The organism is Peptostreptococcaceae bacterium, assembly GCA_016649995.1.
In the GTDB taxonomy this organism is placed as follows: Bacteria; Bacillota; Clostridia; order Peptostreptococcales; family BM714; genus BM714.
On record JAENWJ010000028.1, the window covers coordinates 1 to 19,950 of the forward strand.

General features: G+C 41.2%; 18 protein-coding genes. 16 read left to right on the forward strand and 2 right to left on the reverse strand.

Translation table 11 applies throughout. The annotated features are described in order from the left end of the window. Positions 1-2,427 (forward strand): S-layer homology domain-containing protein (locus JJE29_06055; GenBank protein ID MBK5252179.1); only part of this gene is annotated, 2,427 nt, incomplete at its 5' end. A gap of 162 nt (positions 2,428-2,589) precedes the next feature. Next, the gene (locus JJE29_06060; GenBank protein MBK5252180.1) at positions 2,590-3,366 is read left to right on the forward strand and encodes a transposase; all 777 of its coding nucleotides are present in this window, start codon (positions 2,590-2,592) and stop codon (positions 3,364-3,366) included. Between the two features lie 16 nt (positions 3,367-3,382). Here JJE29_06060 and rarD read toward each other — a convergent pair whose 3' ends face one another. Both rarD and JJE29_06070 read right to left on the reverse strand, forming a co-directional pair. Then, the gene (rarD, locus tag JJE29_06065) at positions 3,383-4,285 is read right to left on the reverse strand and encodes an EamA family transporter RarD (protein MBK5252181.1); all 903 of its coding nucleotides are present in this window, start codon (positions 4,283-4,285) and stop codon (positions 3,383-3,385) included. 237 nt (positions 4,286-4,522) lie between these two features. Then, entirely contained in the window at positions 4,523-4,741 is a 219-nt protein-coding gene (locus JJE29_06070; GenBank protein ID MBK5252182.1) for a transposase, read from the reverse strand. A gap of 184 nt (positions 4,742-4,925) precedes the next feature. On the opposite strand from JJE29_06070, the gene JJE29_06075 reads away from it, so the two are divergent. The 14 genes from JJE29_06075 to JJE29_06140 all read left to right on the forward strand — a co-directional run. Beyond that, positions 4,926-5,897: a hypothetical protein gene (locus JJE29_06075; GenBank protein MBK5252183.1), complete on the forward strand. Its 972-nt coding sequence runs from the start codon at positions 4,926-4,928 to the stop codon at positions 5,895-5,897. A 71-nt stretch (positions 5,898-5,968) separates the two neighbouring features. After that, the gene (locus tag JJE29_06080) at positions 5,969-7,876 is read left to right on the forward strand and encodes a polysaccharide biosynthesis protein (protein MBK5252184.1); all 1,908 of its coding nucleotides are present in this window, start codon (positions 5,969-5,971) and stop codon (positions 7,874-7,876) included. A gap of 238 nt (positions 7,877-8,114) precedes the next feature. Further along, positions 8,115-9,110: a virulence RhuM family protein gene (locus JJE29_06085; protein MBK5252185.1), complete on the forward strand. Its 996-nt coding sequence runs from the start codon at positions 8,115-8,117 to the stop codon at positions 9,108-9,110. A 391-nt stretch (positions 9,111-9,501) separates the two neighbouring features. Continuing rightward, positions 9,502-9,732: an ATP-binding protein gene (locus tag JJE29_06090; protein ID MBK5252186.1), complete on the forward strand. Its 231-nt coding sequence runs from the start codon at positions 9,502-9,504 to the stop codon at positions 9,730-9,732. A 567-nt stretch (positions 9,733-10,299) separates the two neighbouring features. Then, positions 10,300-10,458: a hypothetical protein gene (locus tag JJE29_06095; GenBank protein MBK5252187.1), complete on the forward strand. Its 159-nt coding sequence runs from the start codon at positions 10,300-10,302 to the stop codon at positions 10,456-10,458. A gap of 270 nt (positions 10,459-10,728) precedes the next feature. After that, positions 10,729-11,517: a transposase gene (locus JJE29_06100; protein MBK5252188.1), complete on the forward strand. Its 789-nt coding sequence runs from the start codon at positions 10,729-10,731 to the stop codon at positions 11,515-11,517. Continuing rightward, positions 11,510-12,154, forward strand: a complete 645-nt coding sequence (locus tag JJE29_06105) for a hypothetical protein (protein ID MBK5252189.1) — start codon at positions 11,510-11,512, stop codon at positions 12,152-12,154. The genes JJE29_06100 and JJE29_06105 overlap by 8 nt, the downstream gene beginning before the upstream one ends. A gap of 258 nt (positions 12,155-12,412) precedes the next feature. Continuing rightward, complete coding sequence (locus JJE29_06110; protein MBK5252190.1) at positions 12,413-14,212, forward strand: family 20 glycosylhydrolase; 1,800 nt, start codon at positions 12,413-12,415, stop codon at positions 14,210-14,212. 48 nt (positions 14,213-14,260) lie between these two features. Continuing rightward, a complete protein-coding gene (gene nagB, locus JJE29_06115; GenBank protein MBK5252191.1) occupies positions 14,261-14,977 on the forward strand; it encodes a glucosamine-6-phosphate deaminase in 717 nt (238 codons plus the stop codon). 17 nt (positions 14,978-14,994) lie between these two features. Then, entirely contained in the window at positions 14,995-16,395 is a 1,401-nt protein-coding gene (locus JJE29_06120) for an ROK family protein (protein ID MBK5252192.1), read from the forward strand. Positions 16,396-16,415: 20 nt separating this feature from the next. Then, the gene (locus JJE29_06125) at positions 16,416-17,264 is read left to right on the forward strand and encodes a PIG-L family deacetylase (protein MBK5252193.1); all 849 of its coding nucleotides are present in this window, start codon (positions 16,416-16,418) and stop codon (positions 17,262-17,264) included. 522 nt (positions 17,265-17,786) lie between these two features. Continuing rightward, positions 17,787-18,122, forward strand: coding sequence for a hypothetical protein (locus tag JJE29_06130; protein MBK5252194.1), 336 nt, complete (start codon positions 17,787-17,789; stop codon positions 18,120-18,122). Further along, positions 18,100-19,377 carry an MFS transporter gene (locus JJE29_06135; GenBank protein ID MBK5252195.1) on the forward strand — a complete coding sequence of 426 codons (1,278 nt, stop codon included), beginning with the start codon at positions 18,100-18,102 and terminating at the stop codon, positions 19,375-19,377. Before JJE29_06130 ends, JJE29_06135 begins: the two co-directional genes overlap by 23 nt. Next, positions 19,378-19,950: hypothetical protein (locus JJE29_06140; protein MBK5252196.1), on the forward strand; the 573-nt coding region annotated here is incomplete at its 3' end.

The window sequence follows — 19,950 nt, forward strand, 5'->3', positions numbered from 1 at the left end:
AATTATCCGACCATGAAAGTCGAAGGTGCGGATTCAATAAGCGTTACAGCCAATGCTTCCGGGTTGGAGGGATGTGTCGCGCCTGCACACATAAAAGGTTATAACTTCAAGCTATTTAGTGCTATAGGGACGTCAATTGGTTCAGTTTATAATTATCAGAATCAGGAATATCTATTCGAAGGACTTCAAGAGAATACCAGATATAAAGCGACAACGCGGGTTAAGGACGCCGCAGGAAACATTGGGAACTTTTCCAGCTTCACATTTATGTACACACTAGCGGCTAACCCCGAGTCGGTTTCGATAACGGGCAGGACAAACGAAAGTTTGAGTTATTCTATGGACAGGTCGAATCAGTCGGATGGAACAGAAAACAAGGTTTGCTTATCGGATGCAACCGGAAGCGTTTCAGAAATGGTTTTTGGGATGACGACAACGGGCACATTTATAAACCTTGAAGAAGGAAAGGAATATCAGATTGGTGCAGTCGCGAGGAACAGCGATGACGTGGAGAGTCTCGCTCACATGTATTGGATCGGAACCACTCGTAAAATGCCGCGAGGGGCAATCATAAGTCCGAATGGAGACGTGCACATAAAAGCGGATGGGACATTCATATTAGGTGGCACCTATCAGGACGCCGATGGCGACGAGGTTTCCATTTCTGCATTCATAGGGGATGTTGAAGGACTCATCACAAAGGATGCAGCAACATGGAGCGCTTCCTGGGATGCATCGCAATTGCCGGAAGGGCCTCAAGTAGATATCTGCATAGCTCTTTCGGATGACGGAGGTTCCGGAGAAACTAAATTGACGTGGCAGCATGACTTGACAGTTGACAGGATATCCCCGACTCAGCCTGGTATTTCTACTAATCCAAGTAGTCTTACAAGCGGTTCGGTTTTGGTTTCACTTTCGGGAGAAGAAAATGCAAACATCCATTATAGCTTGAACGGAGCCTCGGATGTCATATATGAAAATCCATTTGCGGTTGATGAAAATGTCTCTTTAACAGCATTTCAAAGTGATCTTGCCGGAAATTTGAGTGGCGAATCAAATTTGAAAATCGACTGGATTGATACAACTTCGCCCACTGGCAACATTTCTTATAGCGAGACGGATTTAACCAACGAGTCGGTTATAGCTACCCTTGCTACATATGACGAAAACGCAGTGACAATAACGAACAACGGCGGTTTAAACACATATGATTTCACCACGAACGGCAGTTTCACTTTCGAGTTTGAGGATGCCGCGGGAAATAACGGTAGCGCCGTGGCTGAGGTTTCATGGATTGACAAGGAGGCGCAGGCGCCTCCAACCATAACCATGGACCCTGAAAACGGAATATCAAGAAACTCTGTGGAAATAATTTTGTCCCAGGAACGGGATTCGGACGTCGAGAGTATTGAATACAGGTTAATAAAAAGCACCGAATCGGCTTGGATTACCTATGATAAGCCATTTGGGATTTCAGAAAAAGGAATATGGATTCTGGAAGCCAGGGCCTGGGATAAAGCCGGAAACAAAAGCGTATTGTCCCAGAGGGAACTAATCTTGAAGAATGCACGAAAACGGGAAATAGAACCATCCCCCGAAGCCGTAAGCCGGATGGGTATAAATTTAGCCTACGTGTTGCCATCGGGAACGATACTGGACATAAAAAAGATAGTTACTCCATACGACGAGTTTGGGAACATCATCGAAAATAAAAGCTTTACCTTTGAAAGTTCCGATAGCAGCATACTTGAGATATTAAGCGACGGAAGCATAATCTCAAAAAATCCGGGAAGCGTTTACTTGACGGCAACAGACATAGGCACCGTAGAGACCTGCACAATCCCTCTCCTCGTCGAAGCATCCATGGAAACCGGAAATGATGCCATGACAGACATCGAAAATCACTGGGCGGAAGATGCCATTGATGAATTTTGTCACAAAGGTTTTATCAGAGGCTACGAAGATGGGACATTCAGGCCTGAAAACGAAATCACCATAGAAGAATGCATAGCCATTTTGGAAAGAGTCAGGCTTTGTGGCTTCGATTTGGATTATGCTCCTAGAAAAAGCGACCTACCCGAGATGTCGGCGGGAGATTGGAGCCTCTGTTATGCCCTTTCCTCTTTGAGCAGAATGGATGTCGATATCCTTATGGATGCGTTCGGGGATGATTTGCTCCTCAGCCGACCAATCACAAGGGGTGAGGTGGCAATGTTGCTATATCAAAGCGAAAACTGGACGCAGCTTGATGAAGACGCGGACATGCCTTTTTCAGACGTAGAGGGACATTGCTACAGAACATATATGGCATGCGCCTACAAACGAGGCCTACTCAAAGGATATCCCGATGGAACCTTCAGGCCAGACAATCGCATAACCCGCGCGGAGATGACGATCCTATTTTGCCGCTTTATCGATTCGCTTTAGCTAAAAGAACTAAAAAGGGACAGACATTTTCGGCTTCATACAAATAACCCCATTTATTTTATGGAAACACATTTGCAGAGTGGGTGAAAATTGTAAAGTAATCATGATGGCGGATAGACGAATTGCAGAATAAGAAAATACAACTGGAAAGGGGAAGCGTTTATGAGGACAAAGCGTGCATTAAGCGGAACGGATATATATCATGTAATGGCTAGGGGCAACGGCAAGCAGGAAATTTTTCTTGACGAGGTGGACAACAGATATTTCTTGAAGTTGCTTATTGGAGCTAAAAATGCCCACGAGGCCAAAATTTACGCTTATTGCCTCATGGGCAACCACTACCACCTGCTGATAGAGTGCAAAACGCTGCCCGAATTTTGCAAAGAGGTTAATCAGACGTATGCCCATTACTTCAACGCCAAAAATGCAACCGTCGGACACGTTTTTCAAAGCCGTTACAAGAGTTTTCCTGTGGAGAATGGGGATTACTTGCTTTGTGTTTTGAGATATATCCACAGAAATCCAGTGAAGGCGGGCATGGTTGCAAGCCCTGTGGAGTACTTCTGGTCCAGCTATAAGGATTATTTGTCAGGAGAGGGCCTTACTACTACCTATCCCATCTTAAAGCTATTTGATTCAAAGCTTTTAGAAGCGCGCAAGCGATTCATATCCTTTTCACAAAAGGAGGATGGCTTCGATTTTGAATCTTTTCAAGCGCAGGAACATTTTGAGGATTACAAGAAATGCGAAGCCTTAGTAAAAAATTGGCAAATAAAAAAGGAGAAGCCATGCGATGAAGAGCTAAAAGCCATGAATTTGGCCATTGCCAATGAAACGGTATTGTCGGGCAAAGAAATTTATGGAATTTTAGGGATAAGCCAAACCAAATACTATACAAAGATAGCAAAAAAGAAGTCCAAAACGTCTGTCCCTTTTTAGTCCTTTTTTTTACTTCCTACCTCCTTTTCACTATGGTGTAGATGAACACGGCGATGGCGGCCCATATGAGGCCGAAGCTGTAAAGCTGCACGGATGAGAATGGCTCATTGTACATGAGGACTCCCATGATGAGGCTAATCGTCGGCGCAAGAAATTGCATGAATCCTATTGTGGAAAGCTTTACCATCGAGGCTCCCTTTGCGAACCACCAGAGAGGCAGGCTCGTAACGACTCCTGTTAGTAGCATCATAAAGGTCATGTATCCCCCATCGGAGAGCAGGTGTCCTTGCCCCGTGCTTTCGATGTAAATCATATAGCCAAGACCGAGGGGAAGAATAGCCATTATCTCTATCACCATGCTGACCACCGCGTCTAGTCCTATCATCTTCTTGAAAAGCCCGTACACACCAAATAGAAGCGGCAGGCTTACGGCAATCCATGGAAGGTTTCCGTAGCTGATTGCCACGACCCCGACCCCGGAGCAGGCAAGCAGGAATGCGACCATCTGAAGCTTGTTGAACCGCTCCTTCAGAAAAATCATTCCGAGGATGACGCTCACAAGCGGGCATATGTAATATCCCAGGCTGGTGGCGAGAATCTGCCCCGTGTTTACGGCGTAGATGTAGATGAGCCAATTGACGCTGACGAGATACCCGGCCACGCATGTCATAAAGAATCGCTTCTTGTCCTTGAATGCCACTTTAAGAAGGGGTATCTTTTTTTGCAACCGCAAAATGATCATAAAGAACACGAAGGACCATACTATCCGATTGGCAATGAGTTCCACCGCACTGTAGGCGGCAAGTTGTTTCCAGTAGATGGGCTGGACTCCCCAGAAAAGATAAGTCGCCGTGACGTAAAGCACGCCGGTAAAGCTGCTGTCGCGCTGTTTTATTTTCATATTATTTTTATTTTCCATTATCATTCTCCTTTTTATCTGTTCATCTTAACATAAATATGCTCTTTTGTACCTGCTTTTATCACAGAATGCCGGCAAAAATGCACAGATGAGAATGGCTCGCCTTGAACCTCCCATGGCTAAAATCACGGAATTCTTAGGAACAGAGCTTACTTGATACCAAAATGTTTCTTTAGTGTCAGCGGTTTCTCTTATTAACTAAGCTATCCCCGTCGTCCCGACGGCTCTATTTGAGGCTTATGCTGATTGCATTCTAAGCCCTTCGTTTTTTATGTTGATACTGGCATTGATGTCGCGGTCTAGGAGTGAACCACAGTTTGGGCAAACCCATTCTCGGATATCCAGAGATTTTTTGCCATCTCTATAGCCACATTCCGAACAGATTTGACTCGATGGATACCACCGACTGACTCTGACAACTTCTTTGCCATACCAATCAGCCTTGTATTTAAGCATAAAGAGAATAATTGCGGATTAGCCATTTTCGGCAAATATTGACAAAGCCTAGAATTTGTAATTGCGTTAGCCTTATTGTATAATAAATTAGCGGTGCCGGACATAGACAAAACGTCTGCAAATTGAAAATAGTTTGACAGACTATAAATGGCATTGACTTTCTTATGTTTACGGAGGAATAGGGATGGAACCGATACAAGGCGGATACGAGGAAGAAATCAGTCTAAGAGAATTGATTGAAGCATTATTAAAAAGGAAGAAAGCCATAGCATTGATAACCCTTGTCTGCATCGTTCTTGCGGGTGTATACAGTTTTTTCATACTGAAGCCATCATATGAGGCAACAGCAATGCTTCGGCTTAGTGGTGTCCCCGTCGGCTTGGAGGACTACACGGTGCAAATAACCAATTACGACGTGCTTTCGAGCACAATTGAGGATTTGAATCTGCAGGAACAGGAAATAGACACGGAAAGTCTTAAAAAAATGATTGCCATAGAGTCTATTGAAGACACCAACCTCATAGAAATCACTGTAAAAAACAATGATTCGGAGTTGGCGGTGCAAATAGCAAATGAGATGGCAGTCAATTCAAAAGCTATCGCCATTCCGATTTATGAAAAGATGCTGATTAAGGCCAATGAAGACATCAGTCTGATTCAAAAAACTTTAGAAGCCAGCACCGGAGAACTTGCGGAAGCATCTGAATTCGTAATATTGAAGAAAAATCTTGTAGATGACCCTGCGCTGAATACTATTTTATCACAGGGTAATTATGGAAATGGAATTTTAAGCATCGAACTGAAAAGCGAAGAAATGAATACTAGGTATTTGGAAATACAAAGCAAAATTTTTAATGACAATCTCGCGTTGATACAAAGACAGGAAGAAGTGGCAAATATTAAGACAAGGTTGGAAGCAATAAATCAGGAAATATCAGGGCAATCACCTATGAACACCTATAAAGAAAGCTATGTTGTATCAAAGGCATTGCCGCCTTCGTCACCGGTGTCGCCAAGAAAGGCCTTAAACCTTGCCATCGGGGCCGTACTGGGGCTCATGTTAGGAGTTTTCTGGGCATTTTTCATAGAATATTGGGAAAATAATGAAACAAAAGCCGGAGTGGACGTAGGTTTCGAAAAGAGTCCTATAGCTTAAGCAAATAATACCATTTATCCCACGACTAAAGTCACGGGTGTTCTGGCACTTCTCATAAAAAGGAAAATAAAATGGATTCTCGGAAATCAGAGCAAAAAAACAATATCACATACCTGTTGAGCCGGAAGCTCAACAGCATACATATAAGCATCAGGCCTAGGACAAGAGTGCTTTTTCTAATGCTCTTAGATGTGCTTTTCATAAACGCCGCAGCCATTGGGGCCCTTCTACTGCGCTTTGAATTCACCCTGCCCGAAAACTGGTTTGCATCTTACAGAATCCACGCTTGGGCCATTTCTCTTATAATGATCACCGTCTTTTGGTTCTTTAGCCTTTACAACAGCCTCTGGAGCTTTGCCAGTGTGGACGAACTAGTCCGCATAGTAGCCGCGAATCTCACAGGAGCCATAGGAATATTCGCACTTTATATGATAACTGAGACTCCCATGCCAAGGAGTATCTTTCTGCTCCTTTTTATCATTTCCACAGGCTTGACAGGAGGCCTGCGTTTTTCCTATCGTTTTTTCAGGCAGGTTAGGTCCATCAATCATCAGGACCCACACCTGAAGAAGAGGACACTCATAGTTGGGGCCGGGCAGGCAGGAGCCTTGGTGGTGAATGAAATGCTGGGCAATCACATTGTTGATGGCAAACCAGTTGGTTTCATAGATGACGACAAATACAAGCTGCATAAAAAAATCCACGGAGTGAAAGTCTTGGGCAATTGTCATGATATTCCGGATGTGGTAAAGAAAGAACGGATTGCCGAAATTATAATAGCCATACCTTCCCTGGAGCGAGCCAAATTAAAGAAAATATTATCCATATGCAAGGAGACAGGCTGCAAGCTTAAAACCCTTCCGGGAGTATACGAAATCATAGACGGAAAGGTCAGCGTAAGCCATATAAGGGACGTAGCCGTGGAGGACCTTCTGGGACGGGAACCCGTTAGGATGAACATCGACGATATGTGCGAATACATAACAGGAAAGATTATTCTAGTGACCGGCGGAGCGGGGTCAATAGGCTCGGAGCTCTGCAGGCAGATTGCCAAGTATGAGCCAAAGCAACTAATAATAATCGATGTCAACGAAAACACATCTTACTTACTCCAACGGGAGTTTCAATTGAAATATCCTGGTTTGAACGTTTCTTTCCATATAGCTTCCATCCGCGACAGAAAACGCATGGAGGAACTCTTCAAAATGTACAGGCCTCAAAAAATATTTCATGCCGCCGCCCATAAGCACGTGCCACTCATGGAGACGGATCCCATAGAAGCCGTTAAGAACAATGTCTTCGGAACCCTCAATATGGTAGAACTTTCCCATAAGTATCATGTCAAGAAATTTGTAATGATCTCTACAGACAAGGCCGTAAACCCCACCAGTGTCATGGGAGCAACAAAGCGCATCGCCGAGAAGATTATCCAGGCCATGAACAAGGAAAGCGAAACCGATTTCGTTGCAGTCCGCTTCGGAAATGTTCTTGGATCTAATGGTAGCGTAATCCCTATTTTTAAGAAACAGATAGAACGCGGTGGTCCGGTGACCGTGACCCACCCGGACATAATACGCTACTTCATGACCATACCCGAGGCCGTAAGCCTAGTGCTTCAGGCCGGAGCCATGGCAAAGGGCGGGGAGATTTTCGTTCTTGACATGGGCGAGCCATTCAAGATTATCGACCTGGCGCGCGACCTTATCCGCCTTTCAGGACTAGAGCCCGACAAGGATATACAGATAGAGTTTTCAGGCCTCAGACCCGGAGAAAAACTTTACGAAGAACTTCTAATGGACGAGGAAGGAATAGAAAAAACCGAAAACGAAAAAATCTTCATAGGCAAGGCCAACGGCATAACAATGGAGAAACTAAAATCCAATTTAGATGCCTTGAGAATCATCGCCGAAGATGAAAAATATAGCCTTGTCGAAGCCGCACTTCAGGGGCTCGTGGAGACATATAATAAAGTGATATAATAATAGAGAACGATAGCACAACAATGGTTTAACAATGGTTTAACAATGGTTTAACAATGGTTCAACAATGGTTCAACAATGGCTCAACGATGGTTTAACAATGGTTCAACAATGGCTCAACAATGGTTCAACGATGGCACAACGATAGCACAACGATAGCACAACAATGGCGGAACGATAGTTTAACAATGGTTCAACGATGGTTCAAAGATGGCTCAACGATAGACGGGGTGAAGTGATGAACTCTGAAATAATCATGTATCAGACTGAGGATGGTTTAACGAAAATTGAAACAAATTTTGATGGCGATACCGTTTGGCTTTCAATAGATCAAATGGCAGGGCTATTTCAGCGGGATAAATCTACAATCTCCCGACACATAAAAAATATCTTTACTGAGGGTGAACTTGAACGTAATTCAGTTGTTGCAAATTTTGCAACAACTGCGCCTGATGGTAAAACCTATCAGGTTGACTATTATAACCTCGACGTGATTATCTCAGTCGGTTATCGAGTAAAGTCGCTACGTGGGACACAATTTCGTATTTGGGCAAATAGGACCTTAAAAGAGTATCTGAAAAAAGGTTTTGCCATAAATGATGACCTCCTCAAGAATGCAGGTGGCGGAAATTATTTTCAAGAGTTGCTGGAAAGAATTCGCGACATCAGATCTAGTGAGAAGGTATTCTATCGACAAATTTTAGGTATATATGCTACAAGTATTGATTACAGTCCTAATGCAGAAGAATCTAAAGTGTTTTTTAAAATTGTACAGAATAAGATGCATTATGCAGCTCATGGACATACGGCTGCAGAGATTGTCTATTTGAGATCTAATGTAGATGAAGAGTTCATGGGTATGACATCCTTTGATCGTAAAATTTTAAGAAAAACTGATGTATCAATTGCAAAGAATTATTTAAATGAAGATGAGATAAAGATTTTGAACAGATTAGTAACTGCATATTTAGAATTTGCTGAAATTCAGGCAATTAGGCAACGTCCGATGTATATGAAAGATTGGATAGAGAAATTAAATGACTTTATAAAAATGAGTGGAAGTGAATTGCTAGATCATGCAGGAAAAATCAGTCATGAAGAAGCTAAAACTAAAGCAGAACTGGAATATGAGAAATATAAAGAACGAAGCAAAGAGCAATTGACGCAAGTTGAGAGAGATTTTATTGAACATATAAAAAGCACACAAAAGAAACTCGAAAAGGTTAAAGGATAAACAATAGTTTTAACGATAGGACAACGATGGTTCAAAGATAGCACAACGATGGCGGAACGATGGCGGAACGATGGCACAACGATAGTTAAACGATAGCACAACAATGGTTTAACGATGGCATAACGATAGTTAAACGATAGCACAACAATGGTTTAACGATGGCTCAACAATGGTTCGACGATGGCTCAACAATGGTTTAACAATGGCACAACAATGGTTTAACGATGGCATAACGATAGTTAAACGATAGCACAACAATGGTTTAACGATGGCTCAACAATGGTTCGACGATGGCTCAACAATGGTTTAACGATGGCTCAACAATGGTTCGACGATGGCTCAACAATGGTTTAACAATGGTTCGGAAATCGTTAAGAGAAGGAGACACCAGATGAGTTTATTAAATGCCATTCAGAATGGAGAAGGCAAGAATATAGAATTTAAAGTTGAAATACCAAATAGTGTTACTTTAGCAAAAACTATTATTGCATTTTCCAATACTGGAGGAGGCAAACTCATCATTGGGGTTAACAATCAAGGCGAGATTGTCGGATTAAAACCAGATGTAAATATTTTTGAACTTCAAGATAAAGTAGCATCTATCATTTATGAACAAAATTAAAAACGCAATCCCCTTCTATAATATCCGATTTAGGAGGGGTTAGTTTTGAAAAGCAGGGGGACGGGGTTGCTGCTTTATGTAATAAACTCAGAATGTCTAATTAAATATGTGAAAGATAGACCAGCCATGACAGAAGAGATGCTATCGACAATACCAAGATTACAACTGAACTTGGTTGGGAACTAGGCTATACATTCGAGCAAGGTATGAAAGTGCATATACTATACTAAATTTAATAACGAAGTGTTCAAATGTCCCTGATATAGTGTTTGAGTGTTTCCGAATCTTTTGTCTGGGTATTTCTGTATTAAGCACCTAGACAAATTGAAATATACATAACAAACCAATAAATGTATTATCGAAGTCATTGTATATGAGCCAGCACTTCAAGAAGATGAATTTTACCATTCAAGAGTAATTAAGGATTTTGATGAGTTTAAGAAGATTTCTGATGTGATTGGTACAAACCGATTATCTGATGAAATTAAAGATGTAGTTGAAAAAGTTTATACGAGAGATTTGTTTGGTAGCCGTAATACAACCTATGCATAAACGGAGGGGAACAATATGAAACTTGTTAACAAAAAACTGGGAATGCTATTATTAGGCATTTGGCTCATCATGACCGGCCTAGTGCAAGTGGTCCAAGTTCCAATACCAGCCATTGGTATGATACTAGCTTTACTTGCTATGGCTGCTGGTGCTTTAATCCTGCTTGGTAGGTAAACTGTTGGGTTTGCTTTTAGTCAAGTTCGAAAACCCCCGGCACTTTTCGAAATGCAGGGGGAAATGCAGGGGACGGGGTTGTTGCTTTTCATGAATCCCATAACGCATATATCAAGCCTTTTATTGATGAGCGGTTAATTCAATTAAGCAATAGTTCTTGACGCGGTAGCCCTATCACTCTTTTGGCTATACCATTTTGAAAGCAGGGGGACGGGGTTATTGCTTCACATGAATTTCACAATAATATAAACTAATCTTGAGGTGATAGAAATGCCAAGAGGGGCAAGAGAAAAAAGCCAAAGTGAGATATATCATATAATAGTGAGGGGTATAAACCGCCAGAGCATATTCGAGGATGACGAGGACAGGCAAAAGCTGCTGCAGACATTGCTTGGGTATAAAGAGCAATGCGGGTATAATATCTACGCATATTGCTTCATGGGAAACCATGTGCATTTGTTGCTTAAAGTAGGCAAGGAGCCTCTCGAACAGATAATGAGACGAATAGGCGGAAGCTATGTATATTGGTACAACCATAAATATGACCGCATAGGGAATCTGTTCCAAGACAGATTTAAGAGCGAGCCTGTGGAGACGGATGCATATTTTTTAACGGTTTTAAGATATATCCACCAAAATCCAATGAAGGCTGGAATTGAAGGGGATATATCAAAATACGAGTGGAGCAGCTATCTTGAGTATGTGAGGAATAGAAGACTCATAGACAGGGAAGAAGTGCTAGGTATGTTCAGTGGTAATCGTGATAGGGCTATCCGTGAATTCATAAAATTCATGGATGAACCGAATTCGTCCCAATGCCTGGATGTGAAGGAAAAGAAAAACAGAATCACCGATAACGAAGCAAAGAAAAGGATAGAGGAAATTTTCAAAATCAAACCTGTTATGATTCGGAATGAGCCTTTAGATAAGAAGAAAGAGATTATAAAGGAGATACTAAAGCTTGAGAGCATATCAACAAGGCAACTTGCCAGAATAACAGGGGTGTCTGCTAATCTTGTTTGGAGGGTAAGCGGTGGAGGAGGTCATAATAATGAGTGATGGGAAACTGGTTTTTAAGGGAATAATCATATCGGTACAACCCAGAATCAGGTTGTTGCGCTCTTTCGATGAGAGGCAGCATAACTATATGGGCTATGGGCTTTTCATCAAAGGTTCTATCGGCGAGGAAGAACGAGACTTTTCTGTTGGAATAGGAAAGGCTGCTGAGAAGAAACATCAGTTCTGCATAGGGGATGAGATATCCGGAGAGTGCCTGATAGTTGCCGATTCCAACATGGAGCCTGTGGAGTTTTACAAGGTATCAAAGTTAAAGAAGAATGGCCACGCGGAAGCAGAGTCGGTTTCTCCGCCATGGGAAGACGTACCGCCTGAGCTTGAAGTTTACAGGCAAAGGGGACACAGGAGATTGTCGGCAAAAACCTATAAAACAAAATGCGCCACCTGCATATGGGGATGTAGGATGCCGGTGGAGATTATTGTAGATAATTGGAACAAAGGTGATAAGAAGTATCGCTTCGAGACCTTCTGCTATGGGCCACTTTCCTGCGCACTTTACAAAGCGGGCCCAACCAGAAAGGTAGAAGGCAGAAAAGGCATGATTTATGAAGAGGAAGACTGGGTGGACGAAGAGGCCACAGCCCATAGAGATCCGGGGAAAAGTGACCTGCCTTTTTAGATACATGCAAACAGAAGCAGGGGTAGGGGTGCGAACAGAAGCAGGGGGACGGGGTTGCCGCTTCACGTTAATTACTAAATACATGAGTAGAGAGGAAATGATTTTCGTACTGAAAAAGGCCTTCCGGATAAAAACACATAAAGGATTTTGAGTGAGACTAATAGAATAATTAACTAATCATGAAATATTTTTAAAATTAACATAAGGATAAAAGAATAGTACTTTGCTACTTATGGAAATTGATTTGGAGGCTATACCATGGAAAAAGCAAAATGCAATACATTTACAATACTACCCAATACAAAGATATTCATCCAACAAGGGGATCCTGTTTTCTTGGGATCTCCCTATGAAAAGATAAAATCTTTTTTAGATAAAAAGTTTTCCTATGAACCGATATTATATATACAGGAGAAAAGCCAGCTGGTTCATGAAGATAGAGAGGGGAACGCAATTTATTTTATTTTATCAGATAAGGAAGTTCCATCGCCGGAAGGCTATCAAATTCGTATTACGCCAAAAACCATTGAAATTGTTGCATCAACGCATATTGGGCAATATTATGGGGTGGCTACACTTATTGATCTTATTATGAGTAAAGGCCTCAGGTTAAGTGAAAGGGTCACAGTGGACCAACCTTATTTTAAACACAGAGGTGTCATGCTTGATATTACCCGGGGGCGCATTCCAAAATTATCGTATCTAAAAGAGGTTATTGATTTTTTGTCTCACAATAAGGTTAATCAGTTGCAGATGTATATGGAACATACCTTTCAGTTTTCATTTATGAGTGAAGCGAGTATGGGAAAGGACGGTCTGTCCCCCATGGAATTTATGGATCTTGATGCCTATTGTCATCAACGGCATATTGAACTGATTCCATGCATTGCAACCTTTGGACATCTGTATGAAGTGCTAAAGGGCGACAGTTTTAAGCATTTATGCGAATATGAAGATTTTAACGATGAACCTTATTCCTGGATGAACCGCCAGATGCACCATACAATCGATTGTATGAATCCTGAGAGCCTGGAGCTTGTGAGGCAAATGGTTAAAGAGATTAGCCCTTGTTTTCGAAGCAAATATCTGAATATCTGTGGTGATGAAACCTATGATATGGGGAAGGGCCGCAATAAAGATAGGCTGGCTAAGGTTGGCGGCGCGAGGATGTATGTAGATTTTTTGAATCAAATATTGGATACGGTTATTGAACATGACAAGATCCCAATGTATTGGGGCGATGTTATTTTACAATATCCCGAGTTTATCGGGGAGATCCGCTCAGATGCCATACCGCTGCATTGGTGGTATGAAAGTGAAGTGAAGGAATCTGATTTCAAGGTGTTTGAGGAAACCCGCTTGCCTTATTATACATGTCCTTCAACAGCAGGCTGGAACCATTTTATGAATGACTATAAACGCGCCTATGGCAATATAGGTAAAATGATTGATTGCGGCGTGAAATATAATGCGACAGGTGTTTTGATGACCGATTGGGGCGATTTTGGACAGATTAATCATCTGTCAACTTCTCTTCCCTTGTTTAAATTTGGCGCAAAAAAAGCGTGGAATCCAAGCGCTAAGCCAGATGTTACTTTGTTTCACGAGTCCTACGTCGCGATGCTTGAAGGCATTGCTGACGAACGGGTTGTTACTTGGGAACATCTAATGCAGTGGTTTTATGGGCGATATCATAATAATTTTAGTTATGGAGACATCACCAATTATTTTCAAGGTTTGGCAAAATCACTTTTAATAGAAAGCTTTGACAGACTAGAGGTGCTTGAGGAACGTGTCTCGGAGATAGCACCTTTTTATAAGGGATCCATGAGCGATGATCTGGTAGAGGTTTTTTGTGATATACAAGGGATGAAGTGGATGCTTCAATTTGTATTGGTTATTAAAGAAGAACGGAAAGATGCCGAGCTTGCCACTACCATAGAGAATTGGTTTATGGACTATGAAAAGTTATGGAGAAAACGTTATAGAGAGAGTGAACTTTATCGAATAAGGGAAGTAATTATAAAACTATGCAGTTTCTTGAGGACCAATGTATAAGGTATTTAGTTGGGACTAAGGCTTTAACTATAGGTGGGGGTTTTATGTATGAAAAAAGTAATTTGCCAAGATTATAATGAACTGAGTATAGAGGCAGCTAAACTTATAGCAGAACAAATATGGTATAAGCCTGACTCTGTTCTCGGTTTAAGCACAGGCGCCACGCCTCTGGGCTTGTATAAAGAATTGATAAAAATGTATGAATCTGATGAAATTGATTTCTCGCAGGTGACTACTTTTAACCTGGATGAATACTACAGAATTTCACCGGAAAATCCCCAAAGCTATAGATATTATATGATGGAAAATTTGATTAAACATATAAACATTAAACCGGAGAACTTTAATATACCAAATGGAAACACGGATTTCGTGGCGGCAGAGTGCGAAAGATATGATGAATTAATGGATAGAGCCGGGGGTATCGATTTGCAAATATTGGGGCTGGGTGTAAACGGGCATATCGGATTTAATGAACCTGCCAGCGAGCTAGATACAAAGACACATTTAACCGGATTGAAACAGGAAACAATAGATGCGAATGCTAGATTTTTTAATGATGTCAAGGATGTGCCTACCCATGCAATAACGGTTGGAATGTCGAGTATTTTGAAGTCTAAAAAAGTAGTTATATTAATAAGCGGGAAAAATAAATCGAAAATTGTCAAGGAAATTTTAAAGGGAGAGATCACTACTTCTGTTCCGGCTACATTGCTTCATCTGCATTCGGATGCTACGCTATTAGTGGAAAAAGGAGTAGTTTAATTTGAGGGGGAATACAAATGTTTTTTGATGATGTTCATATAAAACCAAAGATCATGCCTATACTTGATCCGGCATTTAGACCCACTATTTTAGAAAATAGGGCTTTCATAAGAGCCGTTGCACTTTATGAAAAGAGCATTCCTATAAAAATAGCGATAGAAAGAGAAAATAATCAGGTATATATTTTTGAAACCAAAGTTTTTAGTGAGGAATCAGAATTAGAGGAAAATAATGATCGATATATCGAAAGGCTCATTAAGACCATTCTTTGGATAAAGGGCGGTTGGAAAATTACCATTGGCGGGTCAAAAAAAATCGGTGATTTTGTTAAGAAGACCTATTCGACGGGAGGGCTAAGGGCGTTCGATGCCTTGTTTATGTCCCGGGTATATGAAAAAGACTTTGAAGTGTGCAGCGTAGGCATCGATGAGGTCCCAGAGGAATTGGAGATCGTGCCATTGCTTAGTAGAAATTTAGATGGATGCAGAATAGGATTTGATGCCGGAGGAAGTGACAGGAAGGTTGTGGCCTTAAAGAATGGTGAGGTAGTCTATAGCGAGGAAGTCGTATGGCATCCAAAGACACAATCTGATCCTGATTATCACTACATGGAAATATCGACAGCTATAAAAACTGCGGCTGAACATTTGCCAAGGGTAGATGCTATTGGCGTTAGTTCTGCCGGAATATATGTAAACAATAGAACTATGGTTGCTTCTCTATTTTTAAAGGTGCCCCCGGATTTGTTTGATCAAAAGGTAAAAGATATCTATTTAAATATACAAAGGGAATGGGATAATGTACCTTTGCTGGTTCGAAATGATGGTGATGTTACTGCATTGGCAGGAGCCATGTCGTTAAATGATTCCAATATACTTGGCATTGCCATGGGTACCAGTGAAGCGGCCGGATATATAGACGATGAGGGCAATATAAAGGGATGGCTAAACGAATTGGCGTTTGTTCCGGTTGATTTAAATCCAAATGCTATGATTGATGAATGGTCCGGAGATTATGGATGCGGTGTTAAATATTTTTCCCAAGATGCAGTCATAAAACTGGCACCGGCTGCAGGCATTCAATTAGAAGAGGGTTTGTCCCCTGCAGAGAAATTAAAAGTAGTGCAAAAATTGATGGAAGAGGGACATGAAGGGGCCGGAAATATCTATGAAACCATAGGGGTATATCTAGGATATACAATACCTTACTACGCTGAATTTTATAATATTAAACACCTATTAATACTCGGGAGAGTGACCTCGGGGGAAGGTGGAAATATTATTCTTAACATGGCTAAAAAGGTAATGGATGTAGAGTTTCCTGAATTATCTTCAACTATCAACCTGCATATTCCGGATGAAAGCGATCGACGAATAGGCCAAGCAGTTGCGGCTGCGAGCTTGCCGGTTATAGAATAATCTGAAGGGTGGGAATGGACATGCAACTAAAAAATATGAATGCCGAGATTTTCATACCGGATGGAGACATGATTAAAAATGCGCTTGAGAAAACAACGCATATGTCGATTGCGGCACATCAGGATGACATAGAGTTAATGTCTTTAGACGGTATTTTGAAGTGCTTTGGTGTGAGTGATCAATGGTTTACAGGTGTCGTGGTAACCAATGGAGGAGGAAGCCCCAGAGAGGGTATATATGCAAACTTCACTGATGAGCAGATGCAGGAGATAAGAAAGAAAGAACAAAAAAAGGCAGCTGTTATAGGTGAATACGGTGCGCAAGTATTGATGGGGTATAGTAGTTCGGATGTAAAAAAAAGCGATAAGCCTAGGCTTGTGGAAGAATTGGTAGAACTCATTAAAATAGCAAGACCTACTATAATATATACGCACAATTTGGCTGACAAACATGATACTCATGTGGCAACGGCTGTTAGGGTGATACAAGCCCTTAGAGAGTTGCCTAAGGAATATAGGCTCGAGAAAATTTACGGGTGCGAGGTATGGAGGAATTTAGATTGGTTATTAGATGAGGATAAAGTAGCTTTTGATCTTAGTTCGCATCAAAACATTGGAGCGGCTTTGGTCAGTGTTTTTGATTCTCAAATAAGCGGTGGGAAGAGATATGATCTAGCCATTGCAGGAAGAAAAAAAGCAAACGCCACATTTTCAGCATCGCATGCATTGGATTTGGCTGAGGAAATGTCCTTTGCCATGGATTTAACGCCGTTGATTACGGATGCTAATTTAGAGATAGGTGCGTATATAGACACCTATCTCAGCAGATTTGCAAAAGATGTAAAGATGAAAATAGGAAAATTCGAGTAAATACAGGTAAAGCAGGGGGGACGGGGTTATTGCTTCACCTGGAAAAGGACTAAAAAGGGACAGACATTTTTTTGTCCATAAAGCAGGTGGGCGAGCGTAAAAATAAACAAATTAATATATCAATATTTAGAGAAATGATTTCAATAAAACTCAAATGAATTTGCATAAAAATCATTATAATTTCACTAAAATATAAAATATTTGCATTAAATCGTAGTAGAAAAGCAGGACGGGGTTATTGCTTCACATGAATTGGGTCTGACACCTTTTTACCGGACAGTACTAGGTTTCATAAAAAACGCACTACAATAGGCACTATCAGCAATGTTTTCAAAATTTCATATTAAATTTCTGTTTTTTATTTTACATCTTGTGTCCGGAGTTATGGGGCCAAGGTCCTTTTAAACGACTCCACGACACCATCCAATATGTCACCAACTTTCAAAGCGGCTATGGAGGAGATATTCATCTGTATTTTTTTGATGTAAAAGAAGAAATCTCTATATCACCAACGATGAGCAAGTGTATGAAAATTATCGCTGGACCGTAAAAAACAAGGAACAGGTAAAAATGATCATCAGAACGCCATCATCCATAAAAATCGACAAATACCTGGAAACCTATAGGTTGTTGCATTATGTATACGACTTTGGAGATGAGTGGGAGATCAATATAGCACTGGAAAAAATTGTGGATGATTATTGCTTTGGTTATCCGACGGTGTTGGATGGCGCAGGAGATGCCCCTCCGGAGGATTTGGGACAAGTACCGAAAATCGGAAAAATCGTAGAAAAGAGAGTAATTAAAAGAGAAGAAAAGAGGAGGTCTAAGATTTATGTTTCATTTACCAAAGAATAAAAGAAGTGTGGCAATAATAGCTGGTCTTATAGGTAATATTGTTGAATGGTACGATTTTGCTCTATATGGATTTATGGCAGTAATTATTTCGCGACTTTTTTTTCCTAGTGATTATGGCAGTTTATCTTTATTTGCTACATATGGTATTTTTGCTTCAGGATTTGTCATGAGACCTATTGGAGCAGGATTATTTGGTTGGATTGGGGATACCTATGGGAGAAGTAAAACAATGATTATCTCTGTAGCGATGATGATGATTCCCACTTTTGCACTAGGTCTGCTCCCAACCTATAAAAGCATTGGAATTTTTGCACCAATATTACTCGTCTTGATTCGATTAATCCAGGGACTGTCTGTAGGAGGAGAGTTTTCAAGTTCGGTAACGTATTTGGTAGAGACTTCACCTCCGAAGAAAAGGGGTTTGTCTGGAAGCTGGGCCAACGTGGGTAGTGGAGCAGGAATGTTATTGGGTTCCCTTGCGGCTTCGCTGGCAACAAATTTTTTTAGCGATGCTACGCTCATGGCCTGGGGTTGGAGGGTACCTTTTCTATTTGGGGGTATTTTAGGGGGCTTTTCAGTTATGCTGAGAAAAAACCTCCCAAAATCTCCTCATTTTGTGGAAAACAAACCAAAAGAAAGGAAAACTTCACCAATAAAAGAGGTGTTTTCCAAGAATTTGAAGGAGACCATGCAAGGGATGATTTTTGCCTCTGGCTATGGAGCACTTTTTTATCTAATTATGGTCTACCTTCCTACTTGGCTGAATGAATACAATGGTTTCCTTTTGAAGGATGTAATGAAGATCAATACAGTTGCAACGGCTGAGATCATGTTGCTGATTCCTTTGATGGGTTGGATTTCGGATCGCTTTATCAAGCGGACGCACTTTGTGTCCATCAGTATAGTTATGATTGCAATCATATCCTTTCCCATGATGATGTGGCTAAAAGGCGGAAGTATGATATCTGCTTGGGTGGCACAGCTGGTTTTGGCTTTATTCATGGCAGTTATTAGTGGTGTAGCTCCTACTATGTTTGCCGAACTCTTTCCCAGCCGTGATCGGCGCTCAGGTTACTCGATTTCCTTTAACGTTGGTATGGGCATGATTGGTGGATCTACGCCAATGATAGTAACATGGCTGATATCAAAAACCAATATAACGTTGATCCCTGCTGCATATATCGTCTTTTGGTCTTTCATCAGCTTGATCGGTTTGTTTTGGATGACGGATCGAAGTCGTGAACCACTGCGATGATTGCATGGACTAAAATCTCAACTTGGAGCCCTGGGTCTGACACCTTTTGACAGGAAAGCAGGGGCAACGCTCTTTATTTATCGTGAAGACCTTGCAATTCTAGAAACATCAAAGGAACGCTTTAACCAAGTGGAAAAACTGATCCATCAAACCAAAGATAACCCTTCGCCAAAATACACGCAGTTTGACGAAAACTTTCATAAATTTCCTTCGTACTTCAGACGAAGTGCAACAGCAGAGGCTCTTGGGATTATTTCTAGCCACAAATCCAATTTATTCAACTATAACGAAAAGAAACTTCAAGTTGAGTCTGATGGTACTGTCATTGACCGGGTATTCATAAACCAGTCAGTAGAAAAAGACCAATTGCTTCATAGACTCGGCAGACTTAAAAAAGCACAAAAGCAGTCCGGTCAAAATAGTAAAAATAAATTTCCGAATCACTGGCGAAAGATTAACAACCTACAGAAACAAATTGTCAATGACACTGCCAGCCAGATTATTAAGTTCGCTGAGAAAAACGATGCTGATGTCGTTGTTTTCGAGTATCTTGGCAAGTTCAAAAAAATCAAA